13 protein-coding genes are annotated in these 18,058 nt (G+C 31.2%); 4 read left to right on the top strand and 9 right to left on the bottom strand.

The genetic code is table 11. The annotated features are described in order from the left end of the window. Window positions 1–3 precede the first annotated feature (3 nt). The 9 genes from BUA86_RS11285 to ilvD form a co-directional block, all read right to left on the bottom strand. A complete protein-coding gene (locus tag BUA86_RS11285; protein ID WP_072932725.1) occupies window positions 4–987 on the bottom strand; it encodes a homoserine kinase in 984 nt (327 codons plus the stop codon). Between the two features lie 5 nt (window positions 988–992). After that, window positions 993–3,446: a bifunctional aspartate kinase/homoserine dehydrogenase I gene (thrA, locus tag BUA86_RS11280; RefSeq protein WP_072932723.1), complete on the bottom strand. Its 2,454-nt coding sequence runs from the start codon at window positions 3,444–3,446 to the stop codon at window positions 993–995. 211 nt (window positions 3,447–3,657) lie between these two features. Further along, window positions 3,658–4,095 carry a hypothetical protein gene (locus tag BUA86_RS11275; RefSeq protein WP_072932721.1) on the bottom strand — a complete coding sequence of 146 codons (438 nt, stop codon included), beginning with the start codon at window positions 4,093–4,095 and terminating at the stop codon, window positions 3,658–3,660. Window positions 4,096–4,197: 102 nt separating this feature from the next. Then, complete coding sequence (gene ilvA, locus BUA86_RS11270) at window positions 4,198–5,463, bottom strand: threonine ammonia-lyase IlvA (protein WP_072932720.1); 1,266 nt, start codon at window positions 5,461–5,463, stop codon at window positions 4,198–4,200. 1 nt (window position 5,464) lies between these two features. After that, window positions 5,465–6,925, bottom strand: a complete 1,461-nt coding sequence (locus BUA86_RS11265; protein WP_072932718.1) for an ATP-binding cassette domain-containing protein — start codon at window positions 6,923–6,925, stop codon at window positions 5,465–5,467. Window positions 6,926–6,975: 50 nt separating this feature from the next. After that, window positions 6,976–8,457, bottom strand: a complete 1,482-nt coding sequence (gene ilvC, locus BUA86_RS11260; RefSeq protein ID WP_072932717.1) for a ketol-acid reductoisomerase — start codon at window positions 8,455–8,457, stop codon at window positions 6,976–6,978. A 39-nt stretch (window positions 8,458–8,496) separates the two neighbouring features. Then, window positions 8,497–9,090 carry an acetolactate synthase small subunit gene (gene ilvN / locus BUA86_RS11255; protein WP_072932715.1) on the bottom strand — a complete coding sequence of 198 codons (594 nt, stop codon included), beginning with the start codon at window positions 9,088–9,090 and terminating at the stop codon, window positions 8,497–8,499. A 6-nt stretch (window positions 9,091–9,096) separates the two neighbouring features. Further along, complete coding sequence (ilvB, locus tag BUA86_RS11250; RefSeq protein WP_072932714.1) at window positions 9,097–10,857, bottom strand: biosynthetic-type acetolactate synthase large subunit; 1,761 nt, start codon at window positions 10,855–10,857, stop codon at window positions 9,097–9,099. Beyond that, the gene (ilvD, locus tag BUA86_RS11245; RefSeq protein WP_178300417.1) at window positions 10,790–12,481 is read right to left on the bottom strand and encodes a dihydroxy-acid dehydratase; all 1,692 of its coding nucleotides are present in this window, start codon (window positions 12,479–12,481) and stop codon (window positions 10,790–10,792) included. The genes ilvB and ilvD overlap by 68 nt, the downstream gene beginning before the upstream one ends. A 467-nt stretch (window positions 12,482–12,948) precedes the next feature. On the opposite strand from ilvD, the gene mfd reads away from it, so the two are divergent. From mfd to BUA86_RS11225, 4 genes are all read left to right on the top strand, one after another. Further along, entirely contained in the window at window positions 12,949–16,314 is a 3,366-nt protein-coding gene (gene mfd / locus BUA86_RS11240; RefSeq protein WP_072932710.1) for a transcription-repair coupling factor, read from the top strand. 230 nt (window positions 16,315–16,544) lie between these two features. Then, the gene (locus tag BUA86_RS11235) at window positions 16,545–16,910 is read left to right on the top strand and encodes an NADH-quinone oxidoreductase subunit A (protein WP_072932708.1); all 366 of its coding nucleotides are present in this window, start codon (window positions 16,545–16,547) and stop codon (window positions 16,908–16,910) included. 26 nt (window positions 16,911–16,936) lie between these two features. Further along, the gene (locus BUA86_RS11230; protein WP_072932706.1) at window positions 16,937–17,509 is read left to right on the top strand and encodes an NADH-quinone oxidoreductase subunit B; all 573 of its coding nucleotides are present in this window, start codon (window positions 16,937–16,939) and stop codon (window positions 17,507–17,509) included. Window positions 17,510–17,518: 9 nt separating this feature from the next. Next, window positions 17,519–18,058, top strand: a complete 540-nt coding sequence (locus tag BUA86_RS11225) for an NADH-quinone oxidoreductase subunit C (protein ID WP_072932704.1) — start codon at window positions 17,519–17,521, stop codon at window positions 18,056–18,058.

Raw genomic sequence — 18,058 nt, 5'->3', positions numbered from 1 at the left:
TTATTATTTTTTTAGGTAGGGTCCTTGTTGATTTATTTTAGAAACGTAAGAGAAATATTCTATCGATTTTTCATTTAGAAATTCTTCGATTTCTGAAACGATAGTTTCGGCAATTTGCTCACTTTTTGTAAGTGCCATTACAGTAGGTCCAGATCCTGAAATTCCGAATGTTAATGCGTTATTTTCTAATGCAATTTTTTTCATTTCATCGAAATATGGAATAAGCAAAGAACGATGAGGTTCTATAACTTCGTCTTGCATAGAGCGTCCAATTTCATCATAATCTTTCTCGTATATAGCCGCAATTAAACTGGCGATATTTCCCCATTGTTTTACAGCTTTTTCTAACGGAACGTTATTCTTAATTAATCGGCGAGCTTCTTTTGTAGGAACATCTACCTTTGGATAAATTAATGCAACATATAATTCTTCTGGAACTGGTAACGAACGAACTATAAGCGGTTCGTGAGAAGGAATTAATGTTATACCACCAAATAAAGAAGGAGCAACATTGTCTGCATGAGCAGAACCACATGCTAAACGTTCACCTTCCATACAATAAGGTAATAATTGATCTTTAGAAAGAGGTTTTCCTAATAATTCGTTTAGTGCAAAAACACCAGCAACTGTACTTGCAGCACTAGATCCTAGTCCACTACCAATAGGCATTTTTTTATGTAATTCTACAGATAAACCAAACGATTCATCTAATCCTAAATCGCAAAATAATTTCCATGCAGAATGTGAAACAGTATTTTTAAATGGATCTAATGGTAATTTACCATCATCACCCGTTATGTTTAAAATTGTGATACCAAGTTCTTCTGTTTTTCTTAAAATTACTTCGTCTCCTGGTTCATTTACAGCAAAACCTAAAATGTCGTATCCACAAATCATATTAGCTACGGTAGCAGGAGCAAATACATGGACTTGGTTTAAAAATTTAGTTTGATCTAATTTATAATCTTGTTTTAAAATATTTTCCATGTTTTTTATTTTATAGAACTAACATTTACTAAATCTGCAAAAACTCCCGCAGCAGTAACTTCTGCTCCCGCACCAGGTCCTTTTACAACAAGTGGTCTTTCTTTGTAACGTTCTGTTGTAAATAAAATAATATTATCACTTCCAGATAACGAATAAAATGGATGTTGGTCATTTACTAAATCCAATGAAATAGAAATTTTTCCATTTTCTAAAATTCCGATGTATCGAATTACTTTTTGTTCCTTTTCAGCTCTTTGTTTTATTTCTTCAAAATAGGCATCTTCTTCTTGTAAACTTTTATAAAAGTCTTCTACAGATTCTGCCTCTAAACATTTTTGAGGTAAAATTGATGCTATTTCAACATCTTCAGCTTCTACATGATGCCCAGCATCACGAGCTAAAATCAGCATTTTTCTCATAAAATCAACACCACTTAAATCATCTCGAGGATCTGGTTCTGTATAACCTAATTCTTGTGCTTCTTTTACTACATTTCCAAAAGAATTTTCGCCTTTAAAATGATTAAAAATGTAAGAGATAGTTCCAGAAAGAATAGCTTCAATTTTTACAATTTTATCACCACTCATTTGTAAATCTTTTAAAACATTTACAATTGGTAATCCAGCACCAACATTTGTTTCGTACATAAACTTTGCTCCATGTTGGCGAGCAGTTTGCTTTAATTCGAAATAGTCTTTGTAACTAGATGAATTCGCAATTTTATTACATGTTACAATAGAAATACTATGCTGAAATATTTGCTTATAGAATGATGGTAAAACAGAACTTGCAGTATTATCTATAAAAACACAGTTTGGTAAATTGAAACATTTCATTGTAGAAATAAAATCATTTAAATCAACAACTCTATCTGTTTGTTTTAATGCTTGTTTCCAATTTGATAAATCAATTCCATTTTCATCAAAAACCATTTTTTTAGAATTGGCTAATCCAACTAGTTTTATTTCGATGTCGTTATTCTCAGCTAAAAAGTCTTTCTGTTTTTCTAATTGATTTAAGAAAGTAGAACCAATGTTTCCAACACCAACATTAAAAACATGAATTGTTTTATTTAGATGGTTAAAGAAAGCATCGTGAACAGCATTTAATGCTTTTGATAAATCTTTCTCGTTAATTACAACAGAAATATTATATTCAGATGATCCTTGTGCAATTGCTCTAACATTTATTCCATTTCGACCTAATGCATAAAATAACTTACCAGATACACCAGTAGTTCTTTTCATATTTTCTCCTACAATTGCAATAATTGCAAGGTTTTGTTCAACCTCAACAGGTTCTAATCTTTTTGCTTGTATTTCTAAAGAAAATTCGTTTTCTATTAAATGCTTTGCATCTTCTAAATCGTTATGATGAATAGCCAATGTGATACTATGTTCCGAAGAAGATTGCGTGATTAATACAATATTAATATGATGTTGTGCTAACAAAGAAAATAAACGTCCACTGAAACCTAATTTTCCAACTAAATCGCTTCCTTTTATATTGATTAATGAAATTTCATTTACAGAAGAAATTCCTTTTATTGGAAATTTTGTTACAGAAGATTCTAACTGAATTTTAGTTCCAGGAAAATTTGGATTAAATGTATTTTTAATCACAATAGGAATATTCAATTTAAAAGCAGGTGTCATTGTTGGTGGGTAAATAACTTTCGCACCAAAATAAGATAATTCCATAGCCTCTGTGTACGATAAATTCTCTAAAGAGAATGCTTTCTTCACTAAACGAGGATCGGCAGTCATCATACCATCAACATCTGTCCAAATCTGAATTTCCTCTGCATGAAGTGCTGCACCTATTAAGGCAGCAGTATAATCAGAACCACCTCTTCCTAATGTTGTTAATCGCCCATCTTTATTAGCAGCTATAAATCCTGTAACAACTAAAAGTTTATCAGAATTTTCTTCAACTAATTTTCTTATGTTGCTAAAAGTAACTTCTTCGTTAACTTGCGCTTGTCCAAAGTGATTGTCTGTTAAAATGTATTGAGATGCATCAATTGGTTGTACATTACTTATAGATTGTTCTAAAATTTTAGAAATCATTAGTGTGCTACAGCGCTCTCCAAAACTAATTATTAAATCTTTAGATTGTGCGCTTAGTTCTTTTAATGCTGCAATACCATGTAATAACTCTTCCAATTCATTCATTAATAATTTAAGTTTTGTAATGATTGGATTTTGATTTTTTACATCAATAGATGCTCTAATAATTTCGAAATGCTTTTCTTGAAAAAGATCTAAATCATTTGTGTCTAATTCTCCTAAAGAAGCATCTTTTGCCATTTTAGTTAATAAATTGGTCATTCCATGAACAGCAGAAACAACCATAATAATAGGATTGTTTTGTTCTTTTTCTTTTTTAACAATTTCCACAACCGCTTTAAGGCTGTTTACACTTCCGACAGATGTCCCTCCAAATTTTAAAATTTTCATAAGTTAGGTTTTTGACATAAAAAAAGCATCTTCTCAGTTCTGAGAAGATGCTTTCTTTATATGATTCTTAAATACAAAAAGATACTTCCCTAAGTGTTTTTACCAGAGATAATCGTAATTGTGATTGTATTTAAACTATTTTGTTTCATTATTTTCAACGAATATACAAATTTTTTGAAAAACTAATAACAAAAATTGAATTTTGTTATAATTATTTTTTTACTTGAGCTGAATCTACAGTTGTCTTAGTTGAATCTACTTTTGCAGTGACAGGTTTAATGTCGCTTGAATAACCAACAACTATTCCGTCAAGTTTTTTAATACGTTTTACTTTAAACGTTTCTGTTCCTTCTGCTCCTTTAAAAGAAACTTTATACACAGCCTCGTAAACTGTTTTATCACCATCATCTAATGGCGTTACTTTTTCTAGATTATAAACATCTACTGGACCAAATTGTTTTACTGGAGCCATTACATCATTTACTTGTACACCTTCCATCTTAGCAAATAAAGAATCTGGTTTTTCTGCTCTGTATTTATAAACGTCTAATATTGCTTCTTCTACTTTGTATTGTGGTAAATCAGATTTTTCACCACAAGAAGCAAGTATTAAAATTCCTCCTAGCATAAGTGTTTTAATTGTTTTCATATCATTTTATTTTGTGTGAATTGTTATAACAATGTAAGAAATAAATTGATATTAAGCAATTATTTTTTTATAAATCAATAAGATATAAACTGAATTTTTAAATTAACCTATCATTAACGAGAATAATTTATTGTCTGTGTTTAGGTATTGATATTCGAAATTATGATTTTTTAAACGAAAAATTAAACTATCAAAATCTTCTTTTTTATCTAATTCTATCCCAACCACAGCAGGTCCAGTTTCTTTGTTATTTTTCTTTATATATTGAAAATAACTTATGTCGTTACTCGCGTCTAATACTTCATTTACTAATTCTCTTAATGCTCCAGCTCTTTGAGGGAAATTGATAATAAAATAGTGTTTTAAACCATTGTATAACAAGGCACGTTCTTTTATTTCCTCCATTCTAGTAATATCATTATTACTTCCACTTAGAATACAAACAACATTTTTTCCTTTTATTTCCTCTTTATATTTTTCTAATGCAGCAACAGATAATGCACCAGCAGGTTCTAACACAATAGCATCTCTGTTATACATTTGTAGAATTATATCACAAACTTTCCCCTCATCAACAGTAATACAGTCGTGTAAGTTACTCTTGCATATATCAAATGTTAAATCTCCTACTTTTTGAACTGCTGCACCGTCAACAAACTTATCTATCTTATCTAATTCTGTATTGCAATCATTTTTAATAGATGTTTTCATTGAAGGAGCACCTTTTGGTTCTACTCCAATTAATTTTGTTTCAGGAGATAGTTGCTTAAATACAGATGAAATACCAGCAGCTAAACCACCACCACCAATTGGAATAAAAACATAATCTATTTTATTCTCTAATTGTTGTAAGATTTCTAGTCCAACAGTTGCTTGTCCTTCTATAATTAATGGATCATCAAATGGATGTATAAATGCAGCATTGGTTTCTTGGCTATAAGCGATAGCAGCATTTTTAGAATCGTCAAAAGTATCACCAACTAATTTTATTTCAGCATAATCGCCTCCAAACATTTGTACTTGTTCAAGTTTTTGTTTAGGTGTGGTAATTGGCATAAAAATGACACCTTTTATTTTTAGAATGCTACAAGAATATGCAACACCTTGTGCATGATTTCCTGCACTAGCACATACAACACCGTTGTTAACTTTACTTTGAGAATGTAAACTTTGGATTTTGTTAAATGCACCTCTTAATTTATAAGAGCGAACAATTTGTAAATCTTCTCTTTTTAGAAAAATGTTAGAATTAAACTCATTAGAAAGACGTAAGTTTTTTTGTATGGGTGTTTCTGATATTATTTTTTTGATGTTTTCTTTCGCCTTTTTTATAGATTCTATTTGAGGAAAATATGCAACTTCGTTCATTTTAATTTGTTTTATTTGTCTTGTTTATTATTCTCCCTTTTTCTAAATGCAATTGATGCGAGATACAATTTGGGATTTGTGAGTGGAAATGTGCAACATAAATTAAGGTTTGTCCACTGGCAGCCAAATCATCGATTATTTGATTAAAATGATGAATTTGTTCGTTGTCTAATCCTTGACAAGGCTCATCTAAAACCAAAAGTTTAGGATTCTTGACTAAGGTTCTAGCTAATAACACTAAACGTTGTTGACCAATGGGAAGTGTTTTTAATTTTTTTGATTGATCTTCTTGTAAATTGAAAAAATATAAAAGCTGTTCTAATTTTTGTTGTTGTTCAAAATCTAATTTTTGATACAAAGACATCGAATCAAAAAATCCAGAAGCAATAGCTTGTTTTACATTTGTATTCATATCAAAATACCAATGTAATTCAGGGGAAATCATTCCAATTTTTTCTTTTATCTCCCAAATACTTTCACCACTTCCACGTTTATTTCCAAACAGCGATATATCGTTACCATAGGCTTGAGGATGATCGCCATTAATTAAACTTAATAATGTTGATTTCCCAGATCCATTAGCTCCATAAACCAACCATTTTTCTCCACTTTTTACTTCCCAATCGATGTTTTCTAATACTTTTTTAGTTCCATAAATTACCTCAACGTTCTTCATTTGTATCATACTTTCTGATGAACTTTGTTGGTTGGTTTGTAAAAAATAAGGCAATGGTTTTGATTCTTTTTTTACGTTTTTGATTGTATCATCTGATAACGAAATCTCATTTAATTTTCCATCTTTAATTTCTGCAAAATGCTTTATAGAATCTGGATTATCATTGTCGTTATTAATTAGAATAAACGTAACTCCTTTTGTTGTCAACTCATCAATATATTGATTGAGTTTCCTTCTTGTTTCAATATCTAAGCCTGTGTATGGCTGATCTATAATCAACAATTGAGGTTGTAACCAAAGAACTTTTATGAGTTGTAATTTTTTATGTTCACCACTTGAAAGTTCAATTAATTGTTGATTTTTAAAATTATCAAATCCAAAAATGTTCAATAAGGTTTCAGCTTTTTCAAACGTTAAGTTTTCTTTCTTTTCAAATCGTTTTAATTCAGCTAAAACCGTTAAAGTATCATTTTGTTCTATTTTATTATATCGTTGCTGATAATAAAAATTTTGTTGCCCGTCGAGACTTGTAAATTGGAACCAATTCGGAACATAAATAACTTGTTTTGGTAAAGATTTTTTTTCTGAAAAATTAATCTCAAGAGAACCTTCATAATTGCTAATTTCGTTCGAAATTATTTTAGCTAAAGTAGTTTTACCACTTCCACTAATACCTTTTATCATCCAGTTTTCTCCAGCATTTATTTGCCATGAAAAATCTTTTAAAACGGAATTTTGTTGATATCCGAATGATAGATTTGTTATTTTCAGAATTGCATTTTCCAATTTACTTTTCTCTAAATTTTATGAAACAGGTATTTCTTTAATTCAAAAGATTATGCTGTTTTTATAGATTTCATTGCAGTCATATCTTTACGAAGTCTTTTTCCTACGATTTCCACTGGGTGGTTACGTAAAACATCATTGATATGTACTAATGTAGCATTGTCAACAGAATTATCTTTTCCTTCGTTGTAATTTTTCCCTACAACGTCTACGTCTACTTTTGTCATAAACTCTTTTAATAAAGGTTTACAAGCTTGGTCGAAAAGATAACAACCATATTCTGCTGTATCAGAAATTACACGATTCATCTCGAATAATTTTTTTCTAGCAATTGTATTTGCAATTAATGGTGTTTCGTGTAATGATTCATAGTAAGCAGATTCTGCTTTGATTCCTGCTTCTACCATTGTTTCAAAAGCTAATTCTACTCCAGCACGCACAAATGCAACCATTAATGTATAGTTATCAAAATACTCTTGTTCAGCAATATTTGCATCACCAGCTGGTGTTTTTTCAAAAGCAGTTTCTCCAGTTTCAGCTCTCCACTTTAATAAGTTTTTATCATCATTTGCCCAATCTTCCATCATTGTTTTACTAAACTCACCAGAAATAATGTCATCTTGATGTTTTTGGAATAATGGACGCATAATATCTTTTAATTCTTCTGATAATTCGAAAGCTTTAACTTTAGCAGGATTACTTAATCTATCCATCATACCGCTAACACCACCATGTTTTAATGCTTCTGTAATAACTTCCACACCATACTGAACTAATTTTGAAGCATAACCAGCATCAATCCTATTTTCAGTCATTTTTTCGAAAGAAAGAATAGAGCCTGTTTGTAAAAGACCACATAAAATAGTTTGCTCTCCCATTAAATCAGATTTTACTTCGGCAACAAAAGATGATTTTAAAACTCCTGCTCTATGACCACCTGTTCCAGCACAATATGCTTTTGCTTGTTCTAATCCTTTTCCTTCTGGATCATTTTCTGGGTGAACGGCGATTAATGTAGGAACTCCAAATCCTCTTAAATATTCTGCGCGAACCTCAGAACCAGGACATTTAGGAGCAACCATTATAACTGTTATATCTTTACGAATTTGCATTCCTTCTTCTACGATATTAAATCCGTGAGAATATAATAATGTAGCACCTTCTTTTATAAAAGGTTGAATTGTATTAATTACTGGTGTATGTTGTTTATCTGGTGTTAAGTTAACAACTACATCTGCTAAAGGAACCAATTCTTCGAAAGTACCAACTGTAAAATTGTTACTTGTTGCATTTTTCCAAGAATCTCTTTGTTGATCGATAGCTTCTTTACGTAGTGCGTATGAAACATCTAAACCACTATCTCGTAAGTTTAATCCTTGGTTTAGCCCTTGTGCGCCACAACCAACAATAACGATTTTTTTTCCTTTTAATGCGTCTGTACCTTTTGAAAATTCGGTGTTATTTAAAAATTCTGCTTGTCCTAGTTGATGTAATTGATCTCTTAGTGATATTGAATTAAAGTAATTAGTCATTTTGTTTTTTTATAATATTATTTGTTGAATTGTTTGTTGTTACATTGTGAAAACTGAGTTTCCTTCGTTAAGGAATTCATTTTCTATAATTTCTTTTGATGGCTCATCTTTTTCGAATTGCACTAATTTTTCGTGGAAACCAGCACTTGCTTTTATAATAGCGATTCTTGCACCTCTTACAAATTCTATTAAACCATATTTTGTAAGTTCTTGTGTAAGGTTGTCTATTTCTTCGCGATGTCCAGCTGTTTCAAAAACCGTGTAATCATTACGAATTACAACTGTATTTGCACCATATTGACGTAATAAACGTTCCACATAAGCCTTTTCTACGATGATATTTGTAGGAACTTTGTACAACGCTTGTTCCTGCCAAATTAGTTCATCATTACTGTTGAAATAAGCTTTTAGGACATCTATTTGTTTTTCAATTTGCATACAAAGTTTTCGTACTACTTCTTCAGATTCTACAATAACAATTGTAAATCGGTGTATGTTTTCTATTTCTGATGGAGAAGTACTTAAACTTTCTATATTAATTTTTCTTCGAGTAAAAATCCCTGCGATTCTACCCAAAATTCCTATGGAATTTTCTGTATATAGCGTAATTGTATATTCTTGTTTTGAGTCCATAATAAATTATTTTAGTCTAATTTCAGAAACACTTGTGCCTTGTTGTACCATAGGAAATACATTGTTTTCTTTTCCTACTACAACTTCTAAAAGATAAGAACCATCGTGTTCTAACATTTCTTTCAACGCATTTTTTAATTCACTTCTTAAGTCTACTTTTTTACCTTCTATTTGATATGCTTTTGCAATAGCAACAAAATCTGGACTAGTAATGTCTACAAAAGAATAGCGCTTCTCATTAAATAATTCTTGCCATTGACGAACCATTCCTAGAAAGCTATTGTTTAAGATTAGCATTTTAACTTTAGCTCCAAATTGCATAATAGTTCCCATTTCTTGTAAAGTCATTTGGAAACCACCATCTCCACAAACCATTATTACATCTTTTTCAGGAGCGCCGTACCAAGCGCCAATTGCTGCTGGTAAACCAAATCCCATAGTTCCTAAACCACCAGATGTAACCATAAGTTTAGATTCTTTAAATTTTGAATAACGACAAGCAGACATTTGATGCTGTCCAACGTCTGTAACGATTACTGCTTCACCATTTGTTAACTCATTTAATGTGTTAATAACTTCCGCCATAGACATTACATCAGATGTTGGATAAAATTCTTTATCAATAACTTCTTTACGTTCTTCTTTTTCTAATTCTCTAAACTCGTTTAACCACTCTTTGTGCTGAGTTGTATTAATTAAGTTTGTTAACATTGGAAGTGTTTTCTTGCAATCTCCCCAAACAGGTACAGTAACTTTTACATTTTTACCAATTTCTGCAGGATCAATATCAAGATGAACAACCTTTGCTTGTTTAGCATATTTATCTAAGCGTCCAGTTACACGGTCATCAAACCTCATACCTATAGCAATTAACACATCACAATCATTGGTTTTTACATTGGGTGCATAATTACCATGCATTCCCAATAATCCTACATATTGAGGATGATCTGTATCTAAAGCGCTTAACCCCATTAAAGTTGTAGCGACAGGAATTCCAGATTTTTCTAAGAAATCTTTTAATTCTTGTTCTGCTTTTCCAAGGATAATTCCTTGACCAATTATTGCAAATGGTTTCTTCGCTTCATTAATAACTTCAGCAGCAGCTTTTACATATTCAGATCTTATCTCTGGCTCTGGTTTATAGCTACGAACGTGCGTACATCTCTCATATTTTTTCTTTTCTATGAGTTGAATTTGAGCATTTTTTGTAATGTCAATTAAAACAGGTCCAGGTCTTCCACTACGCGCAATATGAAATGCTTTTGCTAAAACATCATTTATTTCTTCTGCATCTGTAATTTGATAATTCCATTTTGTAATGGGATTAGTAATGTTAATTACATCTGTTTCCTGAAAAGCATCTGTTCCTAAAAGAGAAGCAAAAACTTGCCCTGTTATACATACAATAGGATTACTATCAATCATGGCATCTGCTATTCCTGTAACCAAGTTTGTAGCACCAGGTCCGCTTGTAGCAAAAGCTACACCTACTTTTCCAGAAGTTCTTGCATAACCTTGTGCAGCATGAACACCACCTTGTTCATGACGAACTAAAATGTGCTCTAATAAATCTTTATAATCATATAAAGCATCATAAATGGGCATAATAGCACCACCTGGGTATCCAAAAACTGTTGATACTCCTTCGGCTAATAAAGCATTAATAATAGCTTGAGAACCTGATATTTCGGTTAAATTATCTGTCGGTAAGGCATCCTTCAGATGCGTCCCTAACTTGTCTTGCGTATTTGTAAAGGATTCCATTTTTTACTTTTAATTTAGGTTGTTTCCAGTTGTTTTTTCTTTCTTTTAGTGTTATATCGTCAACTAATAAGTTGAGTTGTTTTTTATCAATATCAATTTCGATAAGGTCACCATTTTCAATTAATGCAATTGGACCTCCATCAAATGCTTCTGGCGTAATATGTCCGACGACAAAACCGTGCGTTCCTCCACTAAATCGACCATCAGTAATTAATGCTACTTTATCTCCCAATCCAGCACCAATAATCGCAGAAGTTGGTTTTAGCATTTCAGGCATTCCTGGACCTCCTTTTGGTCCTTCGTTACGAATAACAATTACACTTCCTGCTTTTATTTGTAAATCTTCAATTGCTTTTAAAACTTCAACTTCGCTGTTAAAAACTTGAGCAGTTCCTTTGAAATAAAAACCTTCTTTTCCAGATATTTTAGACACAGATCCTTTTGGAGCAAGATTTCCATATAACATTTGTAAGTGACCAGTTTCTTTAATAGGATTGTCTAGTGGACGAATAATATTTTGTGTAGAAAAATCAAGGTCTGGTAAATCTTTTAAATTTTCTGCAATTGTTTTTCCTGTAACAGTTAAACAATCACCATCTAATAAACCTTCGCTAAGCATATATTTCATAACAGCTGGTATTCCTCCAACTTTACTTAAATGCTCCATTAAATATTTTCCACTAGGTTTAAGATCTGCAATAACAGGAGTTTTGTCATTTACTGCTTGAATATCATCTAAACTTAATTCAATTTCCATTGTTGCTGCAATAGCTAGTAAATGTAGTACTGCGTTTGTACTTCCTCCAAGAACAACAATTATTTTTATTGCATTCTCTAAAGAACTTTTAGTGATGATATCACTTGGTTTTATATCTTTTTCTAATAGATTTTTTAAGAATTTTCCTGCAGTTAAACATTCATTTTTCTTTTCTTCACTCATAGCAGGATAAGAAGAAGAATAAGGTAAGCTCATTCCAAGCGCCTCAATAGCTGCTGCCATTGTGTTTGCTGTGTACATTCCGCCACAAGCTCCTGGTCCGGGACAAGCATTTTGTATAATTCCACAATAATCTTTGTCATCAAGATTTCCATTCAGTTTTTTTCCAAGCGCTTCAAAAGCAGAAACAATATTTAATTCTTCTTCTTTATAATGACCTGGAGCAATAGTTCCTCCATAAACCATGATAGAAGGACGATTTAAACGTGCCATTGCCATTATAGATCCTGGCATATTTTTGTCGCAACCTGGTATGGTAATAACACCATCGTAGAAATGAGCTGCACAAACAGCTTCTATAGAATCTGCGATGACCTCTCGGCTAACTAAAGAATAGCGCATTCCAGAAGTACCATTTGTAATTCCATCGCTAATTCCGATTGTGTTAAATTTTAAACCAATTAAATCATCAGATTTCATTCCATCTTGCACCAATTGTGCAAACTGGTTAAGATGCATGTTACACGTGTTTCCGTCGTAGCCCATACTTGCAATTCCGATGAGCGGTTTTTTTAAATCGTCGGTTGTTAAACCAATTCCATGTAGCATAGCCTGAGAAGCAGGAAGAGTAGGATCTTGCGTAATGGTTCTACTGAATTTGTTTAATGTTTGTTCGTTATTATTCATAACTTTTATTTAATTATTGGGATTTACTTATAAAAAAAGCCACTTTTTTAAGGTGGCTCAATTAAAATTATTTTTTAAAAATTTGTCAATATACCACCTTTCCTAACTCCAGATTAAGACTAAAATAATAATGATAATAATGACAAATAAATTTTTCATAATAATGATATTGTAATTTTTACTTATAAAAAAAGCCACTTCTTCTCGAAGTGGCTTTAATTGTTATTTTGTATGTACACAACTAATTACCACTCCTTTACGAAAGAATGACTAAAATAATAATGTTAATAAAGTTGTGAACTAAATTCATTTTTCTTTTTTTTGATGAATCAAAGCTAGAATTATTTTTTTAATTTAGACAAATATTTTTTACAAAAAATATAACAAATAGATTATTCGTATTTTTATAATATTTTAAATGCATATTATTTAAAAATACATTCATTTAATTATATATTTACAAAATTTTGAAACAAAAAGTTATTCAAAATGTTTTTGAATTATACGATTCGTCTGATTTCGTACAGAAGCTTATTGCCAATTTCAAGAAAGATCATCATTATAAAGTTAACGTTAAAGGTTTTTTAGGATCCGGTTTAAGTATCTTAACTGGTCATTTATATGATAGAGTTGCTCGCAATACAATTTTAATTTTTGATGATAAAGAAGAAGCGGCTTATGTTTTGAATGATTTGGAAAATTTATTTGATAAAGATCAAATCTTATTTTTTCCAGCATCTTATAAACGACCTTATGAAGTAGAGGAAGTAAATAATGCTAATGTTGTAATAAGAACAGAAGTTTTAAATGTTTTATCCAATTCTAAAAGACCAAAAATTGTTGTTACTTATGCTGAGGCTCTTTTAGAAAAAGTGGTAACAAAAAAAGCGCTTTCAACTAATACACTAAAAGTAAAAGTAGGAAATGAATTAGGGATTGAATTTTTGACTGAAATTTTAACGTCATATAATTTTCATCGTGTAGATTTTGTTTCCGAGCCAGGAGAGTTTTCTATTCGTGGAGGAATTGTAGATGTTTTTTCTTTTTCTAACGAACATCCTTATCGTATTTCATTATTTGGAGATGAGGTAGAAACGATAAGAACATTCGATATAGAAAATCAACTTTCTATTGCAACGACAAAAGAAATTACAATTATTCCTAATTTAGAAAGTAAAGCGATAGATGAAAAGCGAGAAAGTTTCTTAGAATATATTTCAAAAGATAGTTTAATCATAACAAAAAATATAGCTGTTTTAGCCAAACAAATCAATAAGAATTTTGAGTACGCTGAAGAATCTTTCTCTAATTTAAAAGGAGAGATAAAACAAGCAGAACCTAATCAGTTATTTTTAAGTCAGAATGCTTTTCTCAATCAAATATCAACATTTGGATTGATAGAGGTTGCGATGCAATCTTATTTTGAAACCATAGATATTATTGAATCACCCTTTAAACCACAACCAAGTTTTAATAAACAATTCGAATTATTAATTGATGATTTAAATGAACATAAGATAGATGGTTTTAAAAATGCATTAATCTGTTCTAGTGAAAATCAAATAAAACGTTTCGAAGAAATATTTGATGATATAGGAAAAGAGGTTTCTTATATTCCAGTTTTAGGATCTATTTATCAAGGATTTATTGATGAAGAAATAAAATTAGCTTGTTATACAGACCATCAAATTTTTGGACGTTACCATAAATTCAATCTTCGTAATTCTTTTTCAAAGAAAGAAGCCATTACATTAAAAGAAATTAATTCTTTGCAAGTAGGAGATTTCGTAACACATATAGATTACGGAATTGGTAAGTTTGCTGGTTTGGTAAGATTAAATAATAATGGCGTAATGCAAGAATCAATTAAATTGATTTACCTTAATAATGATATATTGTATGTTAATATTCATTCATTACACAAAATTGCTAAGTTTAGAGGAAAGGATGGTGTTGAACCAAAAGTTTCTAAAATAGGTTCACCAGCTTGGAAAAATCTTAAAAATAAAACGAAAGCAAAAGTTAAAGAAATTGCGTTCGATTTAATAAAATTATATGCTAAGCGTAGAGCAAGAAAAGGATTTGCATATTCTCCTGATACTTATTTACAGAACGAATTAGAAGCGTCATTTATCTACGAAGATACACCAGATCAGTTTAAGGCAACGCAAGATGTAAAGGCTGATATGGAATCTGATCGTCCTATGGATAGATTGGTTTGTGGCGATGTAGGTTTTGGAAAAACGGAAGTAGCAATTCGTGCAGCAATGAAAGCTGCTGTAGATGGAAAACAAGTTGCAATCTTGGTTCCGACAACTATTTTAGCCTTTCAGCATTTTAAAACCTTTTCAGAACGTTTAAGAGATTTGCCTGTAAAAGTTGCTTATCTTAATCGTTTTGTAACTGGTGCAAAAAAGAAAGCTGTATTAGACGGTTTAAAATCAGGACAAGTAGATATTGTAATAGGAACACATCAATTAGTAAATCCAAAAATAGAATACAAAGATTTAGGATTATTAATTGTTGATGAGGAACATAAATTTGGAGTTGGAGTAAAAGAGAAGTTAAAGTCGCTTCGCGAGAATATCGATACACTAACACTTACAGCTACACCAATTCCAAGAACGTTACAATTTTCGTTAATGGCAGCAAGAGATTTGTCTGTGATAAAAACTCCACCACCAAATCGTCAGCCAGTAGAAACACAATTAGTTGGTTTTAATGAAGAAGTGTTTCGAGATTCAATTATGTATGAATTGCAAAGAGGAGGACAAGTTTACATTATTCACAATCGTGTGCAATCGCTTAAAGATATTGCCGGAATGGTTCAGCGATTAGTTCCTGATGCACGTGTTGCAACTGGTCATGGACAAATGGAAGGAAAAGCTTTAGAAGCTGTTCTGTTAGATTTTATTGATGGTCGTTATGATGTTTTTGTATCCACAACGATTATAGAATCTGGTTTAGATGTGCCAAATGCCAATACAATTTTAATTAACGATGCACAAAATTTTGGATTAGCAGATTTACACCAAATGCGCGGAAGAGTTGGACGAAGTAATCGTAAAGCGTTCTGTTATTTAGTTGCGCCTCCAATTTCTGTTTTAACGGAAGAAGCACGTAAAAGATTACAAGCAATAGAACAGTTTTCTGATTTAGGTTCCGGGTTTAATATTGCAATGAAAGACCTTGAAATTCGTGGAGCAGGAAACTTGTTAGGCGCCGAGCAAACAGGTTTCATGATGGATATAGGTTTTGAAACTTATCAAAAGATTTTAAATGAAGCAATTGAGGAGTTAAAAGAAACTGATTTTAAAGATTTATTTGAAGATCAAAAATCGAATGAGGTTAAATCTTATGTTTCTGACGTACAGATTGATTCTGATTTGCAAATAATGCTACCAGATGAGTACATCGAAAGTTCTGAGGAACGTTTATTGCTATACAAAGAATTAGCAGACATCGAAACTGAAGAAAGTTTGTCAACTTTTAGAAGTAATTTGATCGATCGTTTTGGTAAACTTCCCATAGAAGCAGAAAGTTTATTAGAATCTATTCAATTAAAATGGATTTGTAAAAAATTAGGTATTGAACGTTTAGTTATGAAAAATGGAGTCCTTTTGGCTTATTTTATTAACAAGCCACAGAGCGAATTTTATCAGTCTGAAGAATTTAGATTAATTTTAAATTATGTCCAAAATAACGCTAAAAATATAAGTTTTAAAGAAAAACAACCCAAAAAAGGAGAAGAATATCCTACCTTGTACTTAAGGTTCGAACAAGTGAAAACTATTCACGAAGCCCTAAAAAATCTACTAAATTTATTGAATTAATAATATTAGAGGTGTAATATTTTCAATATTACAAAAATAGTAAAGAGAACTAGCTAAGTTGTTAGTTCTCTTTTTTTATAAAATCTACACTTTTACTGTAATTGATAAAAAATGTTATTTTTATCTCAAATGGTAGTTTTAATCTGCTGACTCCTAAAGCTTATAAGCTTTATGATAAATAATTATTAATTTTATCGATAATATTTAGTTGGAAAAAATATAAATCAATTATGGAAACAGCATCAAGTTATATTCCTATTTTAATCCTTTTTATTGTAGCTTTTGGCTTTGTGGTAATTACAATTGTCGCAACTCATTTTTTGGGACCATCAAGAAAAACAGATGAAAAATTAGAGAATTTTGAGTCAGGTATTGAAAAAGTAGGAAATGCACGACAACCATTTGCGATTAAATATTTCTTAGTTGCTATTCTTTTTGTGTTGTTCGATGTGGAAGTTATCTTCTTCTATCCGTATGCAGCAAATTTTAAAGAATTAGGTTGGGAAGGCTTCACAGCAGTAGTCACGTTTGTCGGATTATTTTTTGTGATGTACTTATATGTTCGTAAAAAGGGAGCTCTAGATTGGGAAAAATAGAGTAATAAATATTTAAAAACTACACAATGATTCATAATAAAAGACCAGTAACACATAATACAAATGTAAAGGTTGTAGAATCTCCTGGAGGTTTCGAGGGTGAGGGTTTTATGGCTATGCAACTTTCTAAAGTTGTAGGTTTAGCGCGTAAAAATTCTATTTGGCCATTGCCATTTGCAACAAGTTGTTGCGGGATAGAATTCATGGCGACAATGGGATCTACTTACGATTTGGCTAGATTTGGTTCAGAGCGTTTAGCATTTACTCCACGTCAATGTGATTTATTAATGGTAATGGGAACAATTTCTAAAAAAATGGCACCAGTACTAAAACAAGTTTATATACAAATGGCAGAGCCTCGTTGGGTAATTGCTGTTGGAGCTTGTGCAAGTTCGGGAGGTATTTTTGATACATATTCTGTTTTACAAGGAATAGATGAGGTTATACCGGTAGATGTTTATGTACCAGGTTGTCCTCCACGTCCAGAAGCAATTATTGATGGTGTAATGCGAATTCAAGAATTGGTAGAAACAGAAAGTGTTCGTCGTAGAAGTAGTGATGAATACCAACAACTTTTAGCTAGTTATGGAATTAAATAATTTGAAATAATGGACAATTCATTTATAAAAGACCGTTTGGTTCAGAAATTTCAAGAAAATATTTTTGGATACGAAGAAAGTTTTGGTGTACTATCTATTTATGCAAATAAAGATTTTAATCTAAAAATTCTTCAATATTTATATGATGATGAGCAATTATCTTTCAAATTCATGAAAGATTTAACAGCCGTTCATTATCCTGATAGAGTAGGAGAAGAAATGGTGGTAACTTATCTAGTATATAATATGTATACAAATGTTGAGCTTCGTTTAAACTTTAGCTTACCAATAGATAATCCATCAATATTTACAGCAACAAAACTTTTCGAAACAGCCAACTGGCTAGAGCGTGAAGCTTATGACTTTTTCGGAGTGAATTTTATTGGACATCCAAATTTAATTCGAGTGATGAATGTACCAGAAATGGACTATCACCCACTTCGTAAAGAGTTTCCTTTAGAGGATCAAACGCGTAAAGATAAAGACGATGAAATGTTTGGAAGAGGAGGAAACTTTAACTTCGGAAATTTAAACATTAAAGAAAACTAA

Origin of the sequence: Chishuiella changwenlii, from assembly GCF_900142565.1 — a bacterium.
GTDB lineage: Bacteria > Bacteroidota > Bacteroidia > Flavobacteriales > Weeksellaceae > Empedobacter > Empedobacter changwenlii.
The sequence above is the reverse complement of the archived record's forward strand: the minus strand, read 5'-3'. Positions and strand labels throughout refer to the sequence as shown.